The sequence below is a fragment of the Actinomyces sp. oral taxon 849 str. F0330 genome (genome assembly GCF_000239715.1).
GTDB lineage: Bacteria > Actinomycetota > Actinomycetes > Actinomycetales > Actinomycetaceae > Actinomyces > Actinomyces johnsonii.
In genome coordinates this window covers 318,815-339,176 of sequence record NZ_JH470350.1, presented here as the reverse complement: position 1 = coordinate 339,176, position 20,362 = coordinate 318,815, and the positions used below count along the sequence as shown (strand labels likewise).

The window sequence follows — 20,362 nt, the reverse complement described above, 5'->3', positions numbered from 1 at the left end:
ATTGAGCGGGCTCTGGCGGCCTGCACTACCCACCCGTCGGACTGAGTGCGCGGCAAGACAAGACGTCCACAGGTCGCCTTGGCTGGCTGGTCGCGCTGGCGGGGTCAGGAACGTGCGGCTGCCGTGAGCAATCGGCCCCATTCCTCACCCACATGCTGCGTTATTTTCGCTCGCTTGTTGCAAAAACTACAGCACCGACTTTCGTTGCCACTAAGTGGCGGGTGTGTCCATTTTGTTTCCTGGGGTGGCACCACAGAAACGGCTCGAGAACGTCTCGTGTCGCGTCGCTTGGCAATAGTGAATCCAGAGGCCTTGCAACACGCGAGTGTTCGTGGAATGTATGGGATAAGGGCAACTTGCTGCCGATGCGCGAAATAGCTAGCAGTGGGATAGCCCGGAGCAAATAGCACGTATGAACAAAAGGAGGGACATCATGCAGCAGACGAAACAGACAAGACGAGCGTGCGCTGGGGGAGCGGCCTCTCGGCACGGTGCGGCGGCCAGGCAGGCAGGTGCAGCAGTGAGACCAGGTGCTGGCGTTGCACGACCTAGCGCCGCGGTGAGCCCTGGAGCTGCCACCAGCGCTGTGGTGCTCAGCCAAGACAGTGCAGGCAAAGCCGCCGGTAGCGTAAGGAAAGCCGGCGTGCCGACCGGGGGCACTGGCTCATCGCCCACCATCCCCGGCCTGCCGCCTGGTGGTTTCGCCACCATTCTGGTCGATCCGCCCTGGCCACTTCAGGGCGGTGAGAAGCACTACCGGACGATGAGTCTGGCGCGGATCAAGGCTTTGCCGGTGGGAGCTTTGGCGGCCCGTGATGCTCACCTGTGGCTGTGGACGACGAACGCCTTGCTGCCGAGGGCGTATGAGGTGGCTGAGGCCTGGGGCTTTACGGTGCGCAGCCCGCTGACCTGGGTGAAGTTCCGCCTGGGTCTGGGTGGTCGTTACCAGCTGCGCAACGCCACTGAGCAGCTGCTGTTCTGCACCCGAGGGAGAGCCCCACTCGGGTCGCGCTCTCAGCCGACCTGGTTCAACGCGCCGGTACAAGAGCACTCGCGCAAGCCAGCTGAGCAGTTCGCCATTATCGAGCGGGTCAGCCCTGGGCCGTACCTGGAGCTGTTTGCCCGCAGGCGGCCAGAGTCGAACCAGCCCTGGGCGGTGTGGGGAGACCAAGTGGACTCCGACATCCGTATCCCCGGCTTTGCTGTGCCGCGGTACAGCGAGCGGGCGCAGGAGGCAGAGGCTGAGACACCGACCAAGACAGCGGAGCGAACGGAGCCGATGCAGACGGCGGTGGCTGGTGCATCCCGTGGTGACGACAGAGATGACAGCGCTGGCGGTAACGGTGAGGAGGTCCTGCGATGAGTCGGCCGTGGCGAGACAAGTACCCAATTTGCAGTCTTCGAGGAGATGGTGATGATGAGCGATTCGAGGCGTTCTTTGCCCGGCAGCCTGCTGCGATGCGGCGTCGGTCTGCTCCTGATCGCGATGGGGCTGAGGTGGATCGTCGTCATCGTGCAAAGCAGCTGGCCCTGGCTCGTCGGGCTGCTCGCCGTGAGCGCCGCCGCCTGGCTGGCAGCGCGCTGGTGGCAGAGCCGGCGGGAGTGGTGAGGGAGCCGAGCGCTAGCCACCACTGCGCTCAGCCTGCCGGCGATGGCCGGCGACGGACTGGTCGGCGGCCTCATACCCCAAGGAGGCAGCCATGATGGCCCCGCATGCAGGTGGTCGGCCTGGTTCGTCGCGGCGGGTGCGGCTGGTGCCGGTGCGGCAAAGCGGCATGGATCACCGGGCGGTGGCGCGGATTGTGCTGGCCTTGGCGCGGCAGATGGCGACGGATGAGGCTGTGGAGTCGGCGGCGGTTGACGAGGTGGTGTCCTCAGGTGCAGGGGCCTGCGCGAGGCGTGAGCGTGTTGCCTCGGTTGGGCGCTGCGCTGCGGAGCGGTTGCCGTCCTGTCGTCATACCAGTGCTCACCGTTCACCTCGCGAGGCCGCTGCTCCGACCTCCGCGCCGGGAGGCACCTCGTGATGGCCCGCCCTACTCATCCCTTGGTGTGGCACCAGCTGCGCTTTGCTTTGCCGCTCGCCCAGGACGCGGCGGTTGGTCTGGTGGAGCGCATCCTGGCAGATAGCTCGCTTGGTCGGGTGGCGCTGGAGCTGCGCGCCAGCGGTGGTCAGGCGACGTGGGCGGTGGGCTCGAGTGCGGGTGAGCGGTTGGCGAGGGTGGTGCGTGAGTTGGTGCCGGGCTGCCGGGTGTCTCGTGGCTTCTCGCGACGGGCGGTGAGCCAAGCGGTGGTGGTGACGGCCCGACCAGTCGGGGCGGGACTGGCGACGGAGCGGCTGGTGGCGGTGGTGCGGGCTGTCCTGGCTGCACTGGCGGTGACGGCTGAGGGGGAGGAGTTGGTGGTTCAGCTGCAGCTGGGGCGACGCTTCTCGCCGCAGGCTCTGGGGCGGGTGGAGCCGCAGGGCTGGCTGGAGCTGCTCGGCCTCGTTCCGATCCCATCTCTTAGTGGTGAGCGGGGTCGGCGGATGCGGGCGCAGCTGGGACGGCATCGAGCGGCAGTGTGTCTGCGTCTGGGGGTGCGGGCGGCCTCGCCGCTGCGCCAGCGGGTGCTGCTGCAGGGGCTGCTGGGGGCGCTGCGCCTGCTGGAGGGGCCGGGGGTGCGGCTGCGGGCTCGTACGGAGCACCCGACCAGGCTTGACGGGGTGCGGCGGCCGTGGCGGGCGGGTCTGGAGCTTGGTGCCGGAGAGATTGTGGCGATGGTGGGCTGGCCGGTGGGTGAGGGGGCGTTGCCGGCGACGCCGTCGGCTCATCCGCGGGTGCTGGCGCTGCCAGCGGCGCGTGAGACGCAGCGGGCGTTTGCGATGGGGGTGGCGGATCAGGCGGGTGATCGGCTTGGTATCTCGATTGGTGATGCGCTGTATCACACGGTGCTGCTGGGGCCGACGGGGGCTGGTAAGTCCACTGCCTTGGCGCATCTGGCGTTGGCGGACATTCATGCTGGTCGGGGTGTGCTGCTAATTGATCCGAAGACGGATCTGGTAGCAGACATTCTGGCGCGGATCCCCGAGCAGCGACGGAGTGACGTGGTGGTGATCGACCCGACCAGTAGCCGCCCGGTGGGGATCAACCCGCTGGCCCGGGCGCAGACGACGCGCAGTGGTGCGTTGCCGGAGCTGGTGGCGGATACGGTGCTGGCGACGTTGAAGGGGGTGTTTGCTGAATCCTGGGGTGTGCGGGTGGAGCAGGTGCTCTCTGCGGCGCTGGTGACGCTCGCGCGCACGCCGGGAGCGACGCTGGTCGATTTACCCCTCTTGCTGACGAACACGGCTTACCGTCAGCGGCTCATTGCGGCCTCGGGGGCGGATCCACTGGGGACGGGCCAGTTCTGGGCGGCCTATGAAGCACTCAGTGAGGCGCAGCGTCAGCAGTGGGTCGGGCCGGTGCTGACGCGGCTGCAGCCTTTCCTCATCCGCCCGCACCTACGAGCCACGCTGGGGCAGGCAGCACCGTCGTTCGACCTGGGGGAGGTGTTCACGCGGCGGCGCATCGTGCTGGTCAGTCTCAACAAGGGGGTGCTAGGGGCGGAGTCGGCTCGGCTGCTCGGGTCACTGCTGGTAGGCCAGCTCTGGCCACTCATCCTGGCCCGAGCAGCGGTGGAGCCATCACGGCGGCACGTGGTCAGTGTCTTCATTGACGAGGTGCAGGACTACCTGTCGCTGCCGGGCAGCCTAGCCGACGCCCTGGCCCAGGCCCGGTCACTGGGCGCAGCCTTTCACCTGGCGCACCAGTACCGCGGGCAGCTGCCCCCGGCGCTCAAAGCCGGGATCGATGCCAATGCGCGCAACAAGATCATCTTCTCCCTGAGCGCAGCGGACGCAGCCGAGCTGACCCGTCAGGCAATTGACCTGGAGGCGGCCGACTTCCAGCTGCTGCCGCGCTTTGGCGTCTACGCGCGCACCATGCACCACGGGCGGGAGAACCCCTGGTGCCAAGCCACCACCCTGCCGCCGACCCCACCAACCCAGGATGCCCTGGCACTGCGCGCCGCCAGCCAGGCGCGCTACGGCCAGGACACCGCGCAGATCGAGGCCGCCCTGCTAGCGCGGCTCGGGCAGAACGGCGAGATGACCGGTGATGACGTGGCTCGGATGGCAACGGACGACGCGACGGGTGAGCTCGGGGGAGAAGCGACGGGCGGAGACGGCGGGCCAGTGAACGGCGTACCTAATTCGACGGCTGGTGTGGTGTTCGGCCGCCGGCCAGATAGGCGGAACGGAGGAACAGCATGACGGGCGGAGGGATTGAGCGTATCCGCGGCGCGTCGGCAGCGCTTACGGGCCGTTCCTCAATCCGCAGGAGTGTGAAAACCGATCGTCATGAGCGGTTTTCAGCCCAGCCCAAGAGGTCGGTATTCAGTGAATGCCGACCCTTACAGCGTTCCGGAGGAGGGAGGGCGGCCCGGGCAGCGCTTCTCAGACACCACTGGGGCTACGAAGTTCGCTGCGAAGTATCGCCCCTATCTAGCCTCTGCGCTTGTCTCCACCACTGGAGCGCTGAGACGCGTCGGGGGACGAATCGCCAGACGCATCGCTGCAGCAAGCAGGCAGGGGCTATCGGCGCAGTGGTGCGGCACAGGCGCGATTACGGGAGGCGACTGATGGCCCCTTATGGCCATCCCATCCACCACTGACAACACCCCCGACCCTGCAGCACAGCCCCTGGCTCGCAGCAGCGACTCGATCAACCACATGACGATCACAAAGGAGGAAACAGCCATGAACACAGCGATATCGACATTGGAATACGCGAGCGTCGGGACAGGCACCGGTCTGGCAGTGCCGACGTCCACAACGACACCAACGACGATGAAGGCAGCAGCGAAGACAGAGGCAGCGAAGTCTCAGCGCCAGGTTCCGGCCCGGATTGGCCGCGCCCAGCTGCAGGCGATCGCCGAGCAGCTTGATGCCACCGATCGCGAGCTGCTGGCGCTGCTGGCGGCTCATCGCTATGCCACAACCCGCCAGCTGGCGCAGATCACCGAGCTGTCGAGGCAGTACGGTTCGGCCCGTTCGGCGCTGCGCCAGACCAGTCGGCGACTGCGACGCCAGCACGGACTGAGGCTGGTTGCTCATCTGGCGCGGCGGATCGGTGGCACACGGGCCGGCTCAGCAGGATACGTCTGGTACCTGACAACAGCGGGGCAGCGCCTGACGGACGAAGGGCGTGGAACGCGGCGGCGCTTTCAGGAGCCGTCTGCGCTGTTCCTCGCCCATACGCTGGCGATCACGCAGGCGCGGGTGGTCATCGAGCAGGCCATTCACGCCGTCGGTGGACGCCTGGCCCGGCTGCGTACCGAGCCGGCCTGCTGGCGCTCCTGGCTGCGGCTCGGTGGGGCGCTGGGCTGGCTCAAGCCGGATCTGGAAGCAATCACGGCAACGGATGCGGGCGCAGAGGATCACTGGCTCCTCGAGGTCGACCTGGACACCGAGCATCCGGCACGGCTGCTGGCCAAGTGCCACGACTACCAGGCCCACCTGGCCAGCGGCACCTTCCATGCCCAGCACGGCTACTACCCGCAGGTGGTCTGGCTGCTGACCAACCCCACCCGGGCAGGCCGCCTGGCCGAGCAGATCGCCGCCGACCAGACGCTGACCCCGGAGCTGTTCAAGATAACCGCCGCCCCCGAGCAGCTCGCCGCCCTGATCCAGCGCGGCCCATGACACGCTAAAAACACTCCACCCGCCCTGGCGTTCTCAGTGCGCTTTTCTTCGCAAAGAGAACATCACCGCAGAAAAATGATGCAGCATCGGCAGAAAATGGCGCAATAGCACGGAACGGCCGCTCGTGTGGGTGCGGTGGAGTCGTTTCTCGGGGGAACATAAAACCAGACTGGACTTTTCCGTCCATCTGAGCGTCAATAGAAAGAGGAGAAACACAAAACAACGGATAGAGAGTAAGGAATACGAGAGGAGGACACGAGATGACAACACAAACCACAACGAATACGCCAGATGAGCCACATGAGCCGGCGGCGGTGCTGGAGGCGGTACCAACCAGCGCGCTGGACGGCCAGACGGGTACCGAGCCGATCGCCATCTTCTACGGCGCGGCCCGCTACCCCTTCGAGCTAGACCGGCAACGAGAGCTGGTGGAGGACTACGCCGACACGATGGGCCTCAACCTGGTCACCGAGTTCCACGACCGACACAAGCACCAGGACGGCCTGAGGATGCTGCTCGATGCCTGCCAGCGCGGTGGGGTGGAGTACGTCATCACGGCGGGCTGGCCCACCCCCAACCTCACCACCACCGAAGCAGACGCGGTAACCGAGCAACTCGCCCAAGCTGGCACCCACCTGGTCTGCCTCAACACCTGGCACCCCGGCGACGGTGAGCCGCCTGCCTGGTGGAACGACGAAGAAGGGGCGTGGATGCGCCAACTTGAGGCGATGCGGGAGCGGGAGTGCGCACCGCACACCACTACACCTCATTCATCTGTAGATTAACGGCATATCATTATGATGCTCAGCGAAATCCTCCGGTGGCAATGCTCCGATGCCTGGTGTCCCTCGATATAAGTAGTGGTCAACTACTCTGGGCAATGTGCAATCCAGTTGTGAGAAAAAGGTGGCTTTGCGCTCATCGTCATGATACAGCGTAATGGTTGTGCCATATCCACAGCATTCATCAAACTCGTAGGCCAAAGCTTCGTTCTTTCCTGGCTTGAAGTCATTGATCGTATAGAGCGTTCCCGCCTGGGGGACGTAATACTGCACGATATTCTCTAGAAAAGGAATCTTTACTTGCTTTAGATCTGTCGCAACGACAATATATTCAGGGTCGTCGATATTTGTGCCAGGATAGTGCATCAGAATTGAGTTGTATGATTGCCGGTCTATCTCGCGATAAGATAGCTCGTAGAACGGATAATGCTCCTGCCTCGCGGAATCGTACAGGTAGTTTTGAGGAATGACTGATTCAATGTGTCTAAGCAGTGAGGATATCTGTTCTTGCTCACTTTCGCTTAATGAATCAGCAGTGGCCAACGCAATCTTATCTTCGTAGTTGCCATAAGCAAGTACGGAACGCCAAAATAGATCGTTTTGTCGTTTTGTCTCCCATAGTGTTGCTATGCCAAATTTTGGAGCATGCTCCATGGTATAAATATAACATTAATGACGCCCATTTAACAAACGTTCGACCAATTCAAGCGGCTTGTAATACGGAGTGAGACCATCTTTGCGTGTGTCGTATACTTCAACAGCTCCTGCAGCAACGTCCATCGCTTGTAAGTCGCCAGGGTCGTCGACTTTGTAGGCGAATTTAAGCCGATAGAGAGCGTATTCTATGGCTGCCGATCCAGAGTCTCGTGCTAAACAAAGTCCCTGGGAAATGGCATCGTTCTTGGTTTTCTGCTTTTGCTCGAGCGTGGTCGCATGAGAAAGTTGATACGTCGCTTCATCTCGTTTTATGATGGCATACGATAAAGCATCTTCAAGAACGTTCAGTCGTCCAAAAACTCCACCAGTGGCAACTATATCAACCCGGTCATGCCGGCTGGCATACTTTTCCGTATGGATTGCTCCAATAAGATATCCTACTCTATGACACCAGTTGTCTAGCCGTTTCAGTATCCCAACGTTGACCGTGGAAGGCGTCACATACTGTAAGTAGGCATACGACCTGATCAGATGCTCTAAGTATGCACACGCATCATCATAGAACTGAGATCGTGAATTGACGGCGGCTTTTGCTGCTTGGATAACAGCATTTATACCGTAAGGGGTTAGCGCTATAAGGAAGATAAATTGACGCAAAACACAAATGGGTAATCTATGAAGAGAGTTAATATTGCCGTAGATTGCCTGTCGTTGCGCCGATGGTTTGTTAAACTGTATCCTTTGTAGATAGTACTGCTGTAAGCAGAATTCTCTCATTACTTTGGCTTGATATCTAAAATGCCTACTCCCGTTTATTGTGAGGTAAGCGGCCAGTTTGTATGCCGAAGCAAAACGATCAATCGACGCAAGATTCAGCACTGCAAGCATTTCAATCCGGTCATTCAAAACACGGTCTTTGCTCGTCCGTCGCGCTATTTTTAGTAGCTTGTAAGATGATTTGTGGTAGCCGATCGAGCTAAGTGCGTTAGCCAGGGCCAAGTAGCGTGCTTCATGAGGAAGCTTGCTGATCACCTTCGACACCAGTGATTCGGCAATCCTTTCGCACTGCGACTCTATGCGGGGGTACACCGTTTTCTCTGGGACGCGAGAGCTGTTACTTTCGATGACTCCCGCAGATTCGAGGCGACTGCGGATTTGTGAGAGTGGAAGTTTTACCATCGAGCAGTCTATTTGCGGGGAAAGTCGAAGTCCGCGATGTTCGGCATGAAGATATGGTTCTACCCACAGGGCTCTACTTACCGATGAACTCGATACAAGCCAAGGGAATAGATCTAGGTCTCTACCGCTATAGCCAGCAATAAATGCGTCGGTGAACACTCCGTTTAATGGTGTTAATGCGTCGAAAAGACGAAGTAAGTCTGCCTCTCTGCTGACGATTGTCGGTATCCGCTTTGCGTCCCCGTGTATTTTGATGATGCGGACATGTGTGGAAGTCTGTGGTTGGCTCAGTTTATAGAGTTCGTCGTTGTGAACGACCTCGTATGGAATACGCCACGCTTCACAAACCGCTTCTAAGTGTGAGTCGTAGTTGGGGGTGATGATGGTTGCATGTTTCGCTTGAGCGAGCAGTACGATAGTTTCGTGATTTTCGTTAAAAATCCCGTCGTCCAAGCCTGTCGTAGCAAGTGGCTTCCAGACGTGATGATGTAACGGATAGTCCAATGTCGCTTCAATTGAAGAGTAGAACGACTCAGGTAACATCTGGGGGAGAGGCTCAATCACGAGATTCCGTGTAAGCGGATCGTCGGAAAGTGCTGCAGAAATATCGGCGGAACTGGTTAGTGAGCGAAGTGCTCCAGAGATTATCCCCTTAGGTGAAGGGGCGCAGGCAGGATAATCAAATGAGATTCCAGCACCCACAATGATCAGAAGCCTATTTGGTTGTATTCTGGAAAGCAGATCATCGACGGCTTGAAGTGGATCAACCATAAGATCTTTCCTTCGTTAGGCCGAGGTATTTCAAGGTAGATTCTACCATTAGTTATGGGGCGATGTGATAGTTAGGTTGGTGTGAGAGTGGTTTACCGCTTGACTTCTCGTGCATTCTGAGCGTCAATGGAAAGAGATGCTGGTCATCGTGGCTGGTATGTCTGGACAAATGGGTAAGTGAAAGGAGGATTGAGTGTATGGAAGCAGGAACGATGCAAGCCAGTGCGATGGGAGGCAGCACGGGAGTGGGTGCGATGGGTACGGGAGCGGATCCGTTTGCAGCTATGGCCGCCCAGCTCACTCCCAAGCGGGCTGTCTCATACATCCGCGTCTCCACTCGTGAGCAGGCCCAGCGTGGTGGGTCGGAGGAGGGCTTCTCCCTGCCGGCTCAGCGGGAGGCCAACAAGCGCAAGGCTCAGTCCATGGGCGCCTTGGTCGTTAAGGAGTTCGCCGACCGCGGCGAGTCGGCCAGGTCTGCCAACCGCCCCGAGCTGCAGAAGATGCTGGCCTACCTTAAGGAAGATGGTGGCATCGACTATGTCATCGTCCATAAGCTCGACCGGCTCGCCCGCAATAGGGCCGATGATGTGGAGATCAACCGGGCGTTTGAGGAGGCGGGTGTGCGGCTGGTATCGACGTCGGAGAACATCGACCAGACGCCAGGTGGCATGCTGCTGCATGGCATCATGAGCTCCATCGCTGAGTTCTACAGCCGGAACTTGGCTAATGAGGTCATTAAGGGGATGGGCGAGAAAGCCAGAAACGGTGGGACGCTGGGTAAGGCGCCGCTCGGCTACATGAACGTCCGCGCCAGAGACGAGAACGGCCGAGAAGTCCGCACCATCGCCCTGGATGAGGAGCGGGCACCGCTCATCCGGCTGGCGTTTGCGGAGTATGCGACGGGTAACTGGACGGTGCGGCAGCTGGCCGACCATCTCAACACTCTCGGACTCTCTATCCCACCCACGCCACGACGCCCTGCCAAGCCCATCACGGCAACGCGCCTGCACGAGATCCTGCGCCACCCCTACTACAAGGGCGTCATCTCCTTCCAAGGGGTGGAGTACGCCGGGGCGCACGAGCCGCTGGTAGATAGCCAGACCTGGCAGACCGTCCAGACCATCCTGGCCTCACGCCGCTATGGGGAGCGCCAGCGCATCCACAACCACTTCCTCAAGAGCACGGTCGTCTGCGGCCAGTGCGGTGCCCGCCTGTCCGTCCAGAACGCCAAGAACAGCAAGGGCACCATCTACCCCTACTTCGTCTGCGCCCGCCGCTGCCGCCTCCACGACTGCGCCTTCACCGCCGTCCTCATCGACGTCGTCGAAGACCGCATGGTAGACCTCTACCGGGCCATCGAGCTCAGCGCGGAGGACAGAACGCAGATCGAGCACTACCTCCACGACGAGCTGGCTCAGATCGAAGGGGACAAGGCCAAGGCAGTGCGCTCCCTGACGACGCGGCGCACCAACATCGAGGACAAGCGACGCCGTCTCCTCCACGCCCACTACGAAGGAGCCATCCCCCTTGACCTACTCAAGGAGGAACAAGCCAAGCTCACGAGCGAGCTCAGCCAGATCGAGCGCCAACTAGCCGCCTACCAAGCCGACGCCGCCGAAATCCGCCAACGCCTCACCCAAGCCCTTGACCTCCTCGAAGACTGCCACCGCCTCTACACGGCAGCACCCGCCCACCTAAAGAAGCTGCTCAACCAAGTCTTCTTCGAGCGGGTCCTAGTGAACCCACTCGTCGATGAGGAGGGACGAGTCATCCTGCCAGGCGAAGGAACGAGCGATGCTGCCAATGCTGGCGGACCAGTAGATAAGGATGCAGCAGGTAAGGAGACAGTCGGTGAGGACAGCGCTGCACTCATAGCCGACCCTGACCATGACCAAGCAGGCAGGCGCAATACGAGTGCACGCGATGAGCAGCACAGCGCCGGAGAAGAAGAAGGAGGAACGAGCGATGCCAGCGGGGGAGGGGCTGCCGATGCTGACACGCCAGCCGTGACTTCTCGTCCCATCCACCTTGCCGACACGGGTTCCGGCACTCGCCTCAGCGCCCTGCTCACTCCACCCTTCGACCAGCTGGCCAGCCCCAGCCTGCACGCCGCTGCTCACGCGCACCATCTGCAGCACGCGGCTCAGCCTGACAAGCCGACCACAACGCCCACCGCTGACGATGAGCCCACGAGCTCCACAACACGAACAACGCCCACCCTGGTGGGTGAGCGTTGTCCATCATCTAGAACCGCATCCCAGCCTGTTTTGACTGGGGTGGGTTCGGGTAAGAGCTTGTTGGTACCCCCACTGGGATTCGAACCCAGGACCTTGTGCTTATCAGGCACGACACGAGGTATAAGCTCGCTGCTCTAACCGCTGAGCTATGGGGGCGCGGCCGTGACGCCGATGGCGTCGAGGAGGGCCGGCGCTGCCAGCACCGAAGGTCCCGACTGCGCGGAAGTAGGCTACCCCAGATGAGGACCGCTCCGGTCGTTTTCTCGGCTGTGTTTCACCAGGTGGCCGCTCCGGGCCGCGTCGATGTCAGCGGGTCACAGGTAATTCTCGGCCTAGCCGCTAGCCTGGTTGCATGAGCCACACGCCTGCACCCACATCTTCTAACGCCGCACGGCGCAATCCGGACGGCTCCCTGAGCGTTGGAGACATCGTCGGCCTCGTGGAGGCTGTCGCACCCCCCGTTCTGGCCGCCTCGTGGGACTCCAACGGACTCATCTGCGGCGATCCCTCCGATCCGGTGCGCAGCATCCTCCTGGCCGTCGACCCCGTGACGGCCGTCGTCGACGAGGCCATCGACTCCGGCGTCGACATGGTCATCACCCACCACCCGCTCTACCTGCGCGGAACCGAGCACGTTGCGGCCACCGATCCCAAGGGCCGTTCGGTCCACAGGCTCATTCGCGCAGGCATCGCCCTCCTCAACGCCCATACCAGCCTCGACGCCGCCCACGGGGGAGTGGCCGAGGCCCTCGCCGATCGCGTGGGCCTGACCTCCACCGTCCCCCTCGAGCCCGACCCCGCCTTCCCGGACCAGGGCATCGGCCGAATCGGCGTGCTTCCGCAACCCGTCGCACTGCGCCGGCTCGCTGCCGACGTCGCCGCAGTCCTTCCCGACTCGGCTCCCGGCCTCCTCGTGGGCGGAGATCTCGACGCCGTCGTCGAGCGCATCGCCGTATCCGGAGGGGCAGGCGACTCGCTCCTGCAACGCGCCAGGGAGGCTGGGGCCGATGTCTTCATCACCGCCGATCTGCGACACCATCCCACTTCCGAGCACCTGGAGGGAGGCCGCCCCTACCTGTTGTGCGGGACGCACTGGGCCACCGAGTGGGTGGGTCTGGAGCACCTTGCCCGCCGGCTCGAGGAGGGCGCCCGTTCTCAGGGATCATCACTGACCGCCCGGGTCTCCCGCATTGTCACGGATCCTTGGGCGCTGCGCTTGTCCACCGGAACTGATCGGGCGTGAGAGGATCGTGAAAGGATTCGTCACACCGACCTGTCCCCTCCCGAAGGAGCCTCAGCCGTGACAAGCGCCCCGATCGCCCAGCAGCGCCTTCTCATCGACCTCCAGGACATCGACTCCCGCCTGGCGCGGCTGCGTCACGAGCGCAAGCACCTTCCAGTCCTCGGCCGCATCGAATCGGTTATCGAGCGTCTCAAGACGAACAAGCGCGCGGCCATCCAGGCCGATGCCGCTCTCAGCGAGGCCAAGACGCGGGTCACCCGCAGCGAGGACGAGGTTGGCCAGGTGGTCCGCCGCGCCGAGGTGCTGCGCGAGCGCCTCCACTCCGGCAACAGCGCGGCCCGCGACCTGTCGGCCATCCAGGGAGAGATCGACCAGCTCGGGCAGCGCCAGTCGGCTCTGGAGGAGGCTCAGATCGCGGCGATGGAGGCGCTGGATTCCGCCCGCGAGGAGTCGGAGCGTCTCAAGCAGGAGGAATCCGATATCCGCGTCGCTGGGCGTGAACTCACCGCCAAGCGCGATGCCGAATTCGCTCGACTCGACCAGGAGATCGACTCCCTGGAGAAGCAGCGGGCAGACCTGGCAGGAACCGTTGAGACGGCGCTCCTAAGCGACTACGAGGCGGTCCGCGCCTCCACTGGCGGCCTCGGCGCGGTAGCCCTGCGGGGACGCACCGTTGAGGGCGGCGCCGTCGAGATCAGCCCTCAGGAACTGGCGCGCATCGTTGCTGCCCCGCAGGACCAGGTCATCCACGCCGAGGAGAACGACGTCATCATCGTACGAATGGATATCTGACCCCGACATGTCCCCGGACAGGGCCCTCAGGCACGCTGAGTTGGTGCCGAGCGATCGGTTCCATCACCATCAGCGGGTCACGATGGTAAGGACCCGCCGGCCCTGTCGGTCCGGCTCAGACACCTCGACATCATGAACGCCGTCCAGTTGGCTAGCGACGCCCGCGACGTCGTCGGCTTGCGCTTGCGCGGGCAAGGACCGGGCGTACACGGCTCTGAGAAGCTCTCCGGTGAGCAGTCCCCGAGCCTGCTTGGCCATATGGGAGACGACCTTGCGGCAGCCGTCATCGTCGACTCGCACCACGCACACCGTCATGACCTCGATACTGTCACGGACAGACGGTCTCCAAGCGGCCGCATAGTCGGCCGAGCGGCAGTCGACCACCAGCCCGTGCGCAGCCATGCCGATGAGCGACGGCGCAAGGTGCCGCTTCCAGAAGGATGACAGTCGCCCCGGCCCCGGAAGGGATGTTCCCATGGACAGACGGTGGTTCGGCACCGAATCGGCGGGGGACAGGACTCCCCACAGGCCCGAGAAGATGACGCAGTGGCGCTCCAGGGCTCTACGCCCGGCCGTATTCCTGGCGATCGAGTCGAGCCCGGCGGCCTCGTAGAGCACCCCGGTGAATAGCTGATAGGCGGGAGCGCACGGCGAGGCCTCCAGCGACAGGTTCGCTTCCGCCAGCTCCGCGCTGCGAGGTCCCAGACCCAGAACAGAGGGGCCATCTGGGCGCCGGCTCACCTCGGCCAGCGCCGACATCACCTCGCGGCGCGGCGGGGTCAGCCGCTCGGCATCCAGGAGCGAGCCGAGTTCCAGTGACGGACCACTGGCCGGAGCGGTCTTTCCCTCGGACGGAGGCAGCAGGATCAGCACCCGCACATGATAGGCCGTGATGTAGTCGCCAGCGGATCAAGGCCTCGCGACGTACTCGAGCCTCGATAGGGCACTATGCCGCTATGCTGATTCCTGCGGACGAGCCGACCGGGCGGCCGCGGTACCTTAGTCGCCGTAATGGCGGTCAGGGGCTGAGGAACGTCCGGGCTCCACAGAGCAGGGCGGTGGCTAACGGCCACCCGGGGTGACCCGCGGGACAGTGCCACAGAGAGCAGACCGCCCGCCGATTCCGGCGGGTAAGGGTGAAAGGGTGGGGTAAGAGCCCACCAGCGCGACGGGTGACCGCCGCGGCTCGGTAAACCCCGCCCGGAGCAAGACCGCACAGCTGGCGCTTGAAGGCTGCTCGCCCGAGTCAGCGGGTAGGTCGCATGAGGCCATTGGTGACAATGGTCCAAGATGAATGGTCGCCACCGTCAGGCCGGTAACGGCCGGCGGCAACAGAACCCGGCGTACAGGTCGGCTCGTCCCTTTTCTCTTCAATCGGGCCGAATGGTCTGGGAACACAACTGGGGCGGGGGCCGTAAGCAGTGCTTACGGCCCCCGCCCCTGATGATGTGATCTGGCGATCTGCGGCTGCTCACTGAGCCTTCACATACACCTCATCGCCGCCGTATCCCAGTGAGACGACGAAGACGCCATTGCCGTCGTTCTGAGTGGAGGAGTCTGCGATGAAGACAAGATATCCCGAGGCCGTTCCGCCGTCTCGCGGCATGGACTGATTCTCCAGTGCCCCCTTGTCAAGGATGTAGCTCTTCTCTTCGGAAGTCGTCCCGTTGTAGGAGTAGTCGATATTAAGGTCGAAGCTACTCAGCTGGCCATCGCCGTGGTAGGTGATGTCAACGGGGACTCGCATATACGACTGGCCGGCAGGAGGCTCCTCGTAGGAGGCATACTTGTCGCCGTTCTTCATCGTGTCCGCCGTGAGGTTCCACTCGACGGGCTTGAAGGTGATCTCAACGGTGGCACTGGGGTCGGTGCTCGTCTTGCCGGCCTTGACCTCGATTGGCCCGGAGGACGGGTCGATGGGGTCGTCCTTGGTTCCGGGGCCCTTTCCTGAAGAGGAGCCGTCGGAGCCGCCCGACGTCTTAGTCGTTTTGTTGCCCTTCTTACTCCCTGAGTTGCCGGACTTGCCGCTCTTCGACTGGGAGGTCGATGTGCCCCCCGCCTTGTCGTCGCCTCCGTTGTCGGAGCCGCTCATGGCCCACACGATGCCGCTCACGGCCAGCACGACCACGAGCACCGCGGCGCCGGTCCAGAACCACCACTGCTGGGTGACCGGCTTGGAGCCGCCGGGAGCGCCCGGCCCGCCGATGCCACCGGGCTGCCAACCGCCCACCGGAGGCTGTGAGCCGCCCAGAACACCCTGGCTCTGGAACGGCGTGGGGGACTGGGCGTAGTCCATGTTGGCCGCGTATGGGCTGGTGCCGGCCGCCTGGGCGGCGTAGTCGCCCGAAGGGGCAGAGGCGGACATTCCGGTCGGATCGGCGACCGAAGCGTTGGTGCCAACCGGAGCCGTCGGGGCGGTCGAAACCGCCTGGGTCGGTGCCCACGCCGGGTCGGCCTCTGTGGCCGCGCCTGCAGCCGAGGCAGCTGAGCCGCTGGAAGTGGCAGAGTCGTCCACCCAGATCTGCCAGCCTTCAGGTGCCGGGCCCCAGGCGGGGTCGGGCTGCCAGCCTGCAGGCGGCTCGAAGCCCTCTGGCGGTGCGGGCCAGTTCGGTGGTGGATTGAAGCGCAAAGCCATGTGAACCTCCGGAAGGGGAAATGGGCGGAACTCGATGCGCGGCGCCTGAAACGGGACCGACACGTCCACTGTCCACGGACGATACGTCGTCACATCGTCGTCAGGCAACGTCAACGGGCGCTGATGAAAGCGAACGGGGAGTTCTCCCCGGCGCCTCGAGCAGGGTCAGGGGAGGGTGAGGACCTCAGCGCCGTCCTCGGTGACCACCAACGTATGCTCGAACTGCGCGGTATGGGAGCGGTCCTTGGTGACCACCGTCCAGCCGTCGTCCCACTGCTCCCACTCGATGCCGCCGAGTGTGAGCATCGGCTCGATGGTGAACACCATGCCCGTCTCGATGACGTCGTCGTGCAGAGGGGCGGCGTCGTAGTGGGGAATGATGAGGCCGGAGTGGAATGCCTCGCCGACGCCGTGCCCGGTGTAGTCGCGCACCACCCCGTAGTCGAAGCGCTTGGCGTAGGCCTCGATGACCCGCCCGATGACGTTGACCTCGCGTCCCGGTTTGACGGCCTTGATGCCCCGTTCCATCGCGGTACGGGTCCGCTCGATGAGCAGCGCGGTCTGCGGATCGACCTCGCCGACGGCGTAGGTCGCGTTCGTGTCGCCGTGGACTCCTCCGATATAGGCGGTGACATCGAGGTTGATGAGGTCGCCCTCGTGGAGACGGGTCGAGTCGGGGATGCCGTGGCAGATGACCTCGTTGATCGAGGTGCAGATCGACTTGGGGAATCCCATATAGCCCAGGCAGGAGGGGTAGGCGCCGTGATCGCACAGGTACTCGTGCGCGATCCGGTCGAGCTCGTCGGTCGTCACTCCCGGGGCGATCGCCTTGGCGGCCTCGGCCAGGGCGCGGGCGGCCAGTCGGCCCGCCACCCGGATCCGCTCGATCGTCTCGGCGTCCTTGACCTCGGAGGCCGTGACGCGCTCGGGGCCATCGTGGAACATGTATTCGGGCCTTTCGATGGAGGCCGGAACATGCCGCTGCGGACCGAGCGTCCCTGGGGTGAGCGTGCCGCGTGGCGCACGGTCGGCCAAAGAGGCCGAGGACGCCGAGGAAGCTGGATGACTCATGAGGTCAGCATAGGAGCAGGCGTCCACTTCGCGGGACTCCCCTTTCGACCAGAGCCTCTAGGACCTCCACCATCGCGCTATGGGTATTGTCACTTTCGCCTCTCATCCTCGTGCTATCGGGGGCGGGAGGCCATGAGCCAGTCTGACGCGCCGGATCGACCGCGTCACCGGCGGTCTGCTCATCGGGTTCGGAGCGAAGCTCGCGTTGGATGCCCGGCACTGAGCCCCAGGTGCCGAGAAACGGACCGCGACTGGCTCGCTGCAGGCGTCCGGGCACGAGTCGGTCAGGAGGAGAACCAGTGCTTCTCAGCCGGGAAGGACGCCTCGCGCACCGCAGCGCCGTAGTCGGCGGCCGCCTGATGCAGCGCCTGGCCGACCTGGCCGAACTGGTGGGCGAAGCGCGGTGACCACTCCGTCATCCCGGCCATATCCGTCCATACGAGGACCTGGCCGTCGCAGCGCGCGCCCGCGCCGATACCGATCGTGGGGATCGCGAGCGACTCGGTGACGCGCGCGGCCAGCGGCTCGGGCACCATCTCCAGAACGAGGGCGATCGCCCCCGCTTCGGCCAGAGCCTGCGCGTCGGCCAGCAGCTCCTCTGCGGCCTCGCCGCGCCCCTGGACCCGGAAGCCCCCGAGCATATTGACGCTCTGCGGAGTGAATCCCAGGTGCCCCACCACCGGGATGCCCGCCTGAGTCAGCGCGCGCACACTTGCCGCCCGGGGCCTGCCGCCCTCAAGTTTGACGGCGTTGGCCCCCGCCTTCATGAGCCGCACCGCACTGGCCAGCGCCTGCTCGGGGCCGGCCTCGTAGGTGCCGAAGGGAAGGTCGGCCACCACGAGTGCGCGCTTGGTCGCCCGCGCCACCGAGCGCGTGGCCACGACCATCTCGTCCAGCTCCACCGGCAGCGTCGATTCGTGTCCGAGCATGACGTTGCCGATCGAGTCGCCCACCAGCAGCATGTCGGTTCCGGCCGCGTCCAGAATCCGGGCGGTCACGGCGTCGTAGGCCGTGAGCATGACGAGCCTGACACCGTCACGCTTGGCGGCGGCGAGGTGATGAACGCGCACGGGCTTGCCACCTCCGACGGCGACGGAGGATCCGTAAGGGGACTCGGGTGTAGCCATGGGCCCGAGGCTACCCGAGGGCAGCCCGAGGCCGAGAGGCGGACCGGTGCGAGCCCTTCACCAGAGGTGATCTTCGAAACCTGCCTGACGCACCCGCGCACTAGGCTGGTGGCGGCAAGAACGTCTCAGGCGGATGACGGCCGGCAGCGCCGTCGATCCGCGGCTCCAACCCACGCTGAGGAGGCACCATGGACAAGCAGCAGGAGTACGTGCTCCGAGCCATCGAGGAACGCGACATCAGCTTCATCCGCCTGTGGTTCACCGACGTGTCCGGACAGCTCAAGTCGGTGGCGATCGCGCCGGCCGAGGTCGAGAGCGCCTTCGAGGAGGGTATCGGCTTCGACGGGTCGGCGATCGAGGGCCTGACCCGCGTCTTCGAGTCCGACATGCTTCTCGCCCCCGATCCCTCCACCTTCCAGATGCTCCCGTGGCGAGACGGAGCCAACGGGGTGGCCCGCATGTTCTGCGACGTCCTGACTCCCGACGGTGAGCCCGCCCGCACCGACCCCCGCTCCGTGCTCGAGCGCCAGCTCGCCCGCGTCGCCGAGGCCGGCTTCACCTGCTACATCCACCCGGAGATCGAGTTCTACCTGGTCAACCGCGACGCCGACGGGCGCATCCGCCCCACCGACGACGCCGGCTACTTCGACCACGTGCCCGGCGGCACCGCCCATGATTTCCGCCGCCACGCCATCCTCATGCTCGAGCAGATGGGGATATCGGTGCAGTTCTCCCATCATGAGGGCGGCCCCGGCCAGAACGAGATCGACCTGCGCTTCGCCGACGCCCTGTCCATGGCGGACAACATCATGACCTTCCGCGCCGTCGTCGAGGAGGTCGCCCTGGAGGAGGGCTGCCTGGCCACCTTCATGCCCAAGCCCTTCCCCGACGAGTTCGGTTCGGGCATGCACACGCACTTCTCCCTGTTCGAGGGCGACCGCAACGCCTTCTTCGACCCTTCCGGCCAGTACCAGCTCTCCGCTACCGGACGCTCCTTCATCGCCGGACTGCTGCACCACGCCTCGGAGATCACGGCCGTCACCAACCAGCACGTCAACTCCTACAAGCGCCTGTGGGGCGGGGACGAGGCCCCCAGCTACGTGTGCTGGGGACACAACAACCGCTCCGCCCTGGTGCGCGTGCCCATGCACAAGCCCGGCAAGGCCCAGTCCGCGCGCGTGGAGTACCGCGGCATCGACTCCTCGGCCAACCCCTACCTGGCCTATGCGGTCATCCTGGCGGCCGGGCTCAAGGGCATCGAGGAGGGCTATGAGCTTCCCCCCGAAGCCGAGGACGACGTGTGGGCCCTGTCCGAGATGGAGCGCAAGGCGCTGGGAATCCACGCTCTGCCCACCTCGCTCAAGAGCGCGGTAGCGGCAATGGAGCAGTCCGACCTGGTAGCCGACACCTTCGGCGAGGACACCTTCGAGTTCTTCCTGCGCAACAAGCGCCGCGAATACCGGGCTTATGACGCCCAGGTCACCGACTTCGAGCTCAGTCAGTTCTTCCCTCGTGCCTGAGCGGAGCAGGAGGCAGCCGTGAGAGACCAGACCGGGCAGCGGCCACCGGTGGGCGCGCCCTCACGGCACAGCTCCTCGCCCAGGACACTGCTCCTGCGGGCCGGCTTCCAGAGCGCCACCCGTGCCGGGGCGCTCCTGGACGACCCCGCGTTGGTCGCCCTCCTTCCGACAGCCGACGCCGACCGCCCCGGCAGGGGCCGCATTCGCCCTTCAGCGGACTCCGTCCGGCGTCCGGGGGGCCGCCCCGGAGACATGGAGCTCGGACCGGGTCGCGAGGATCTCATCGAGGCCCTGGCGCTCACCGCGGACCCCGATCTGGCTCTTCTCAACCTCGTCCGCCTCGCCGAGGCCTCGGCCGCCGCGGAGACCCGCCTCAGAGCCTGCGAGCTGGGTGCCGAGCCCGGGTGCACGCGGACGCCGGCCGCCCTCCTGCACGGGCTGCTCACCGCAGCCGACAAGGACACCGCCCCGAGCGCGGGGGGTGATGACTCTGCCGAGCTGCTCGAGTTCCGGCGTCGTCTCCTCGCCGTCCTCGGCGTCTCCCAGGCCCTGGGCGACTTCCTGGTGGCACACCCCGACCGGGTGACCGCGCTCGCCCCGACCAGGGCCTGGGCCGCTCCCGGCGAGCC

15 protein-coding genes, 1 tRNA gene, 1 other RNA gene and 2 pseudogenes are annotated in these 20,362 nt (G+C 64.2%); 11 read left to right on the top strand and 8 right to left on the bottom strand.

Annotation, left to right across the window (positions count from 1 at the left end; translation table 11 throughout):
• Nucleotides 1-643 precede the first annotated feature (643 nt).
• The 5 genes from HMPREF0975_RS05330 to HMPREF0975_RS05310 all read left to right on the top strand — a co-directional run bounded on the left by HMPREF0975_RS05330 (nucleotide 644) and on the right by HMPREF0975_RS05310 (nucleotide 6,504).
• Nucleotides 644-1,363 (top strand): MT-A70 family methyltransferase, encoded by a 720-nt coding sequence (locus HMPREF0975_RS05330; protein WP_009233118.1) that lies wholly within the window; start codon nucleotides 644-646, stop codon nucleotides 1,361-1,363.
• A gap of 45 nt (nucleotides 1,364-1,408) precedes the next feature.
• Nucleotides 1,409-1,609 (top strand): hypothetical protein, encoded by a 201-nt coding sequence (locus HMPREF0975_RS05325; RefSeq protein ID WP_049939463.1) that lies wholly within the window; start codon nucleotides 1,409-1,411, stop codon nucleotides 1,607-1,609.
• A 438-nt stretch (nucleotides 1,610-2,047) separates the two neighbouring features.
• Nucleotides 2,048-4,288: a type IV secretory system conjugative DNA transfer family protein gene (locus HMPREF0975_RS05320; RefSeq protein WP_269528417.1), complete on the top strand. Its 2,241-nt coding sequence runs from the start codon at nucleotides 2,048-2,050 to the stop codon at nucleotides 4,286-4,288.
• 486 nt (nucleotides 4,289-4,774) lie between these two features.
• Nucleotides 4,775-5,719, top strand: a complete 945-nt coding sequence (locus HMPREF0975_RS05315) for a replication-relaxation family protein (protein WP_049939508.1) — start codon at nucleotides 4,775-4,777, stop codon at nucleotides 5,717-5,719.
• A gap of 260 nt (nucleotides 5,720-5,979) precedes the next feature.
• The gene (locus HMPREF0975_RS05310) at nucleotides 5,980-6,504 is read left to right on the top strand and encodes a recombinase family protein (protein WP_009233114.1); all 525 of its coding nucleotides are present in this window, start codon (nucleotides 5,980-5,982) and stop codon (nucleotides 6,502-6,504) included.
• On the opposite strand, the gene HMPREF0975_RS15495 is transcribed toward HMPREF0975_RS05310, so the two are convergent.
• Together HMPREF0975_RS15495 and HMPREF0975_RS14715 are read right to left on the bottom strand one after the other, a co-directional pair.
• Nucleotides 6,490-7,155 carry a hypothetical protein gene (locus HMPREF0975_RS15495; RefSeq protein WP_009233113.1) on the bottom strand — a complete coding sequence of 222 codons (666 nt, stop codon included), beginning with the start codon at nucleotides 7,153-7,155 and terminating at the stop codon, nucleotides 6,490-6,492. The genes HMPREF0975_RS05310 and HMPREF0975_RS15495 overlap by 15 nt on opposite strands.
• Before the next feature lie 15 nt (nucleotides 7,156-7,170).
• On the bottom strand, nucleotides 7,171-9,108 hold the full coding sequence (locus HMPREF0975_RS14715; protein ID WP_009233112.1) for an SIR2 family protein: 1,938 nt from the start codon (nucleotides 9,106-9,108) through the stop codon (nucleotides 7,171-7,173).
• Nucleotides 9,109-9,305: 197 nt separating this feature from the next.
• Between HMPREF0975_RS14715 and HMPREF0975_RS14710 the strand changes: the two are divergent.
• Nucleotides 9,306-10,391, top strand: a pseudogene (locus HMPREF0975_RS14710) (recombinase family protein); the annotation flags it as partial.
• A 450-nt stretch (nucleotides 10,392-10,841) separates the two neighbouring features.
• On the opposite strand, the gene HMPREF0975_RS15490 reads toward HMPREF0975_RS14710, so the two are convergent.
• Both HMPREF0975_RS15490 and HMPREF0975_RS05290 read right to left on the bottom strand, forming a co-directional pair.
• Nucleotides 10,842-11,246 carry a hypothetical protein gene (locus HMPREF0975_RS15490; protein ID WP_049939454.1) on the bottom strand — a complete coding sequence of 135 codons (405 nt, stop codon included), beginning with the start codon at nucleotides 11,244-11,246 and terminating at the stop codon, nucleotides 10,842-10,844.
• A gap of 160 nt (nucleotides 11,247-11,406) precedes the next feature.
• Nucleotides 11,407-11,501, bottom strand: a tRNA-Ile gene (locus tag HMPREF0975_RS05290).
• A 196-nt stretch (nucleotides 11,502-11,697) separates the two neighbouring features.
• Between HMPREF0975_RS05290 and HMPREF0975_RS05285 the strand changes: the two genes are divergently transcribed.
• Together HMPREF0975_RS05285 and HMPREF0975_RS05280 are read left to right on the top strand one after the other, a co-directional pair.
• Nucleotides 11,698-12,588, top strand: a complete 891-nt coding sequence (locus HMPREF0975_RS05285; RefSeq protein ID WP_009233111.1) for a Nif3-like dinuclear metal center hexameric protein — start codon at nucleotides 11,698-11,700, stop codon at nucleotides 12,586-12,588.
• A 57-nt stretch (nucleotides 12,589-12,645) separates the two neighbouring features.
• The gene (locus HMPREF0975_RS05280; RefSeq protein WP_009233110.1) at nucleotides 12,646-13,380 is read left to right on the top strand and encodes a zinc ribbon domain-containing protein; all 735 of its coding nucleotides are present in this window, start codon (nucleotides 12,646-12,648) and stop codon (nucleotides 13,378-13,380) included.
• Between the two features lie 69 nt (nucleotides 13,381-13,449).
• Here the strand turns inward: HMPREF0975_RS05280 and HMPREF0975_RS05275 are convergent, their stop codons facing one another.
• Nucleotides 13,450-14,259, bottom strand: a complete 810-nt coding sequence (locus HMPREF0975_RS05275) for a YaaA family protein (protein WP_009233109.1) — start codon at nucleotides 14,257-14,259, stop codon at nucleotides 13,450-13,452.
• Between the two features lie 94 nt (nucleotides 14,260-14,353).
• On the opposite strand from HMPREF0975_RS05275, the gene rnpB reads away from it, so the two are divergent.
• Nucleotides 14,354-14,742: RNase P RNA component class A (gene rnpB, locus HMPREF0975_RS05770), an RNA gene on the top strand.
• A gap of 109 nt (nucleotides 14,743-14,851) precedes the next feature.
• Here the strand turns inward: rnpB and HMPREF0975_RS05270 are convergent.
• The 3 genes from HMPREF0975_RS05270 to panB all read right to left on the bottom strand — a co-directional run bounded on the left by HMPREF0975_RS05270 (nucleotide 14,852) and on the right by panB (nucleotide 18,213).
• Entirely contained in the window at nucleotides 14,852-15,745 is an 894-nt protein-coding gene (locus tag HMPREF0975_RS05270; protein WP_021609770.1) for a hypothetical protein, read from the bottom strand.
• 435 nt (nucleotides 15,746-16,180) lie between these two features.
• Nucleotides 16,181-17,086, bottom strand: coding sequence for a type I methionyl aminopeptidase (map, locus tag HMPREF0975_RS05265; protein ID WP_049939506.1), 906 nt, complete (start codon nucleotides 17,084-17,086; stop codon nucleotides 16,181-16,183).
• A gap of 284 nt (nucleotides 17,087-17,370) precedes the next feature.
• Nucleotides 17,371-18,213 (bottom strand): 3-methyl-2-oxobutanoate hydroxymethyltransferase, encoded by an 843-nt coding sequence (gene panB / locus HMPREF0975_RS05260; RefSeq protein WP_009233106.1) that lies wholly within the window; start codon nucleotides 18,211-18,213, stop codon nucleotides 17,371-17,373.
• 188 nt (nucleotides 18,214-18,401) lie between these two features.
• On the opposite strand from panB, the gene HMPREF0975_RS05255 reads away from it, so the two are divergent.
• Complete coding sequence (locus tag HMPREF0975_RS05255) at nucleotides 18,402-19,733, top strand: glutamine synthetase family protein (protein ID WP_009233105.1); 1,332 nt, start codon at nucleotides 18,402-18,404, stop codon at nucleotides 19,731-19,733.
• Nucleotides 19,734-19,751: 18 nt separating this feature from the next.
• A pseudogene (locus tag HMPREF0975_RS16080) lies at nucleotides 19,752-20,362 on the top strand (bifunctional [glutamine synthetase] adenylyltransferase/[glutamine synthetase]-adenylyl-L-tyrosine phosphorylase); the annotation flags it as partial.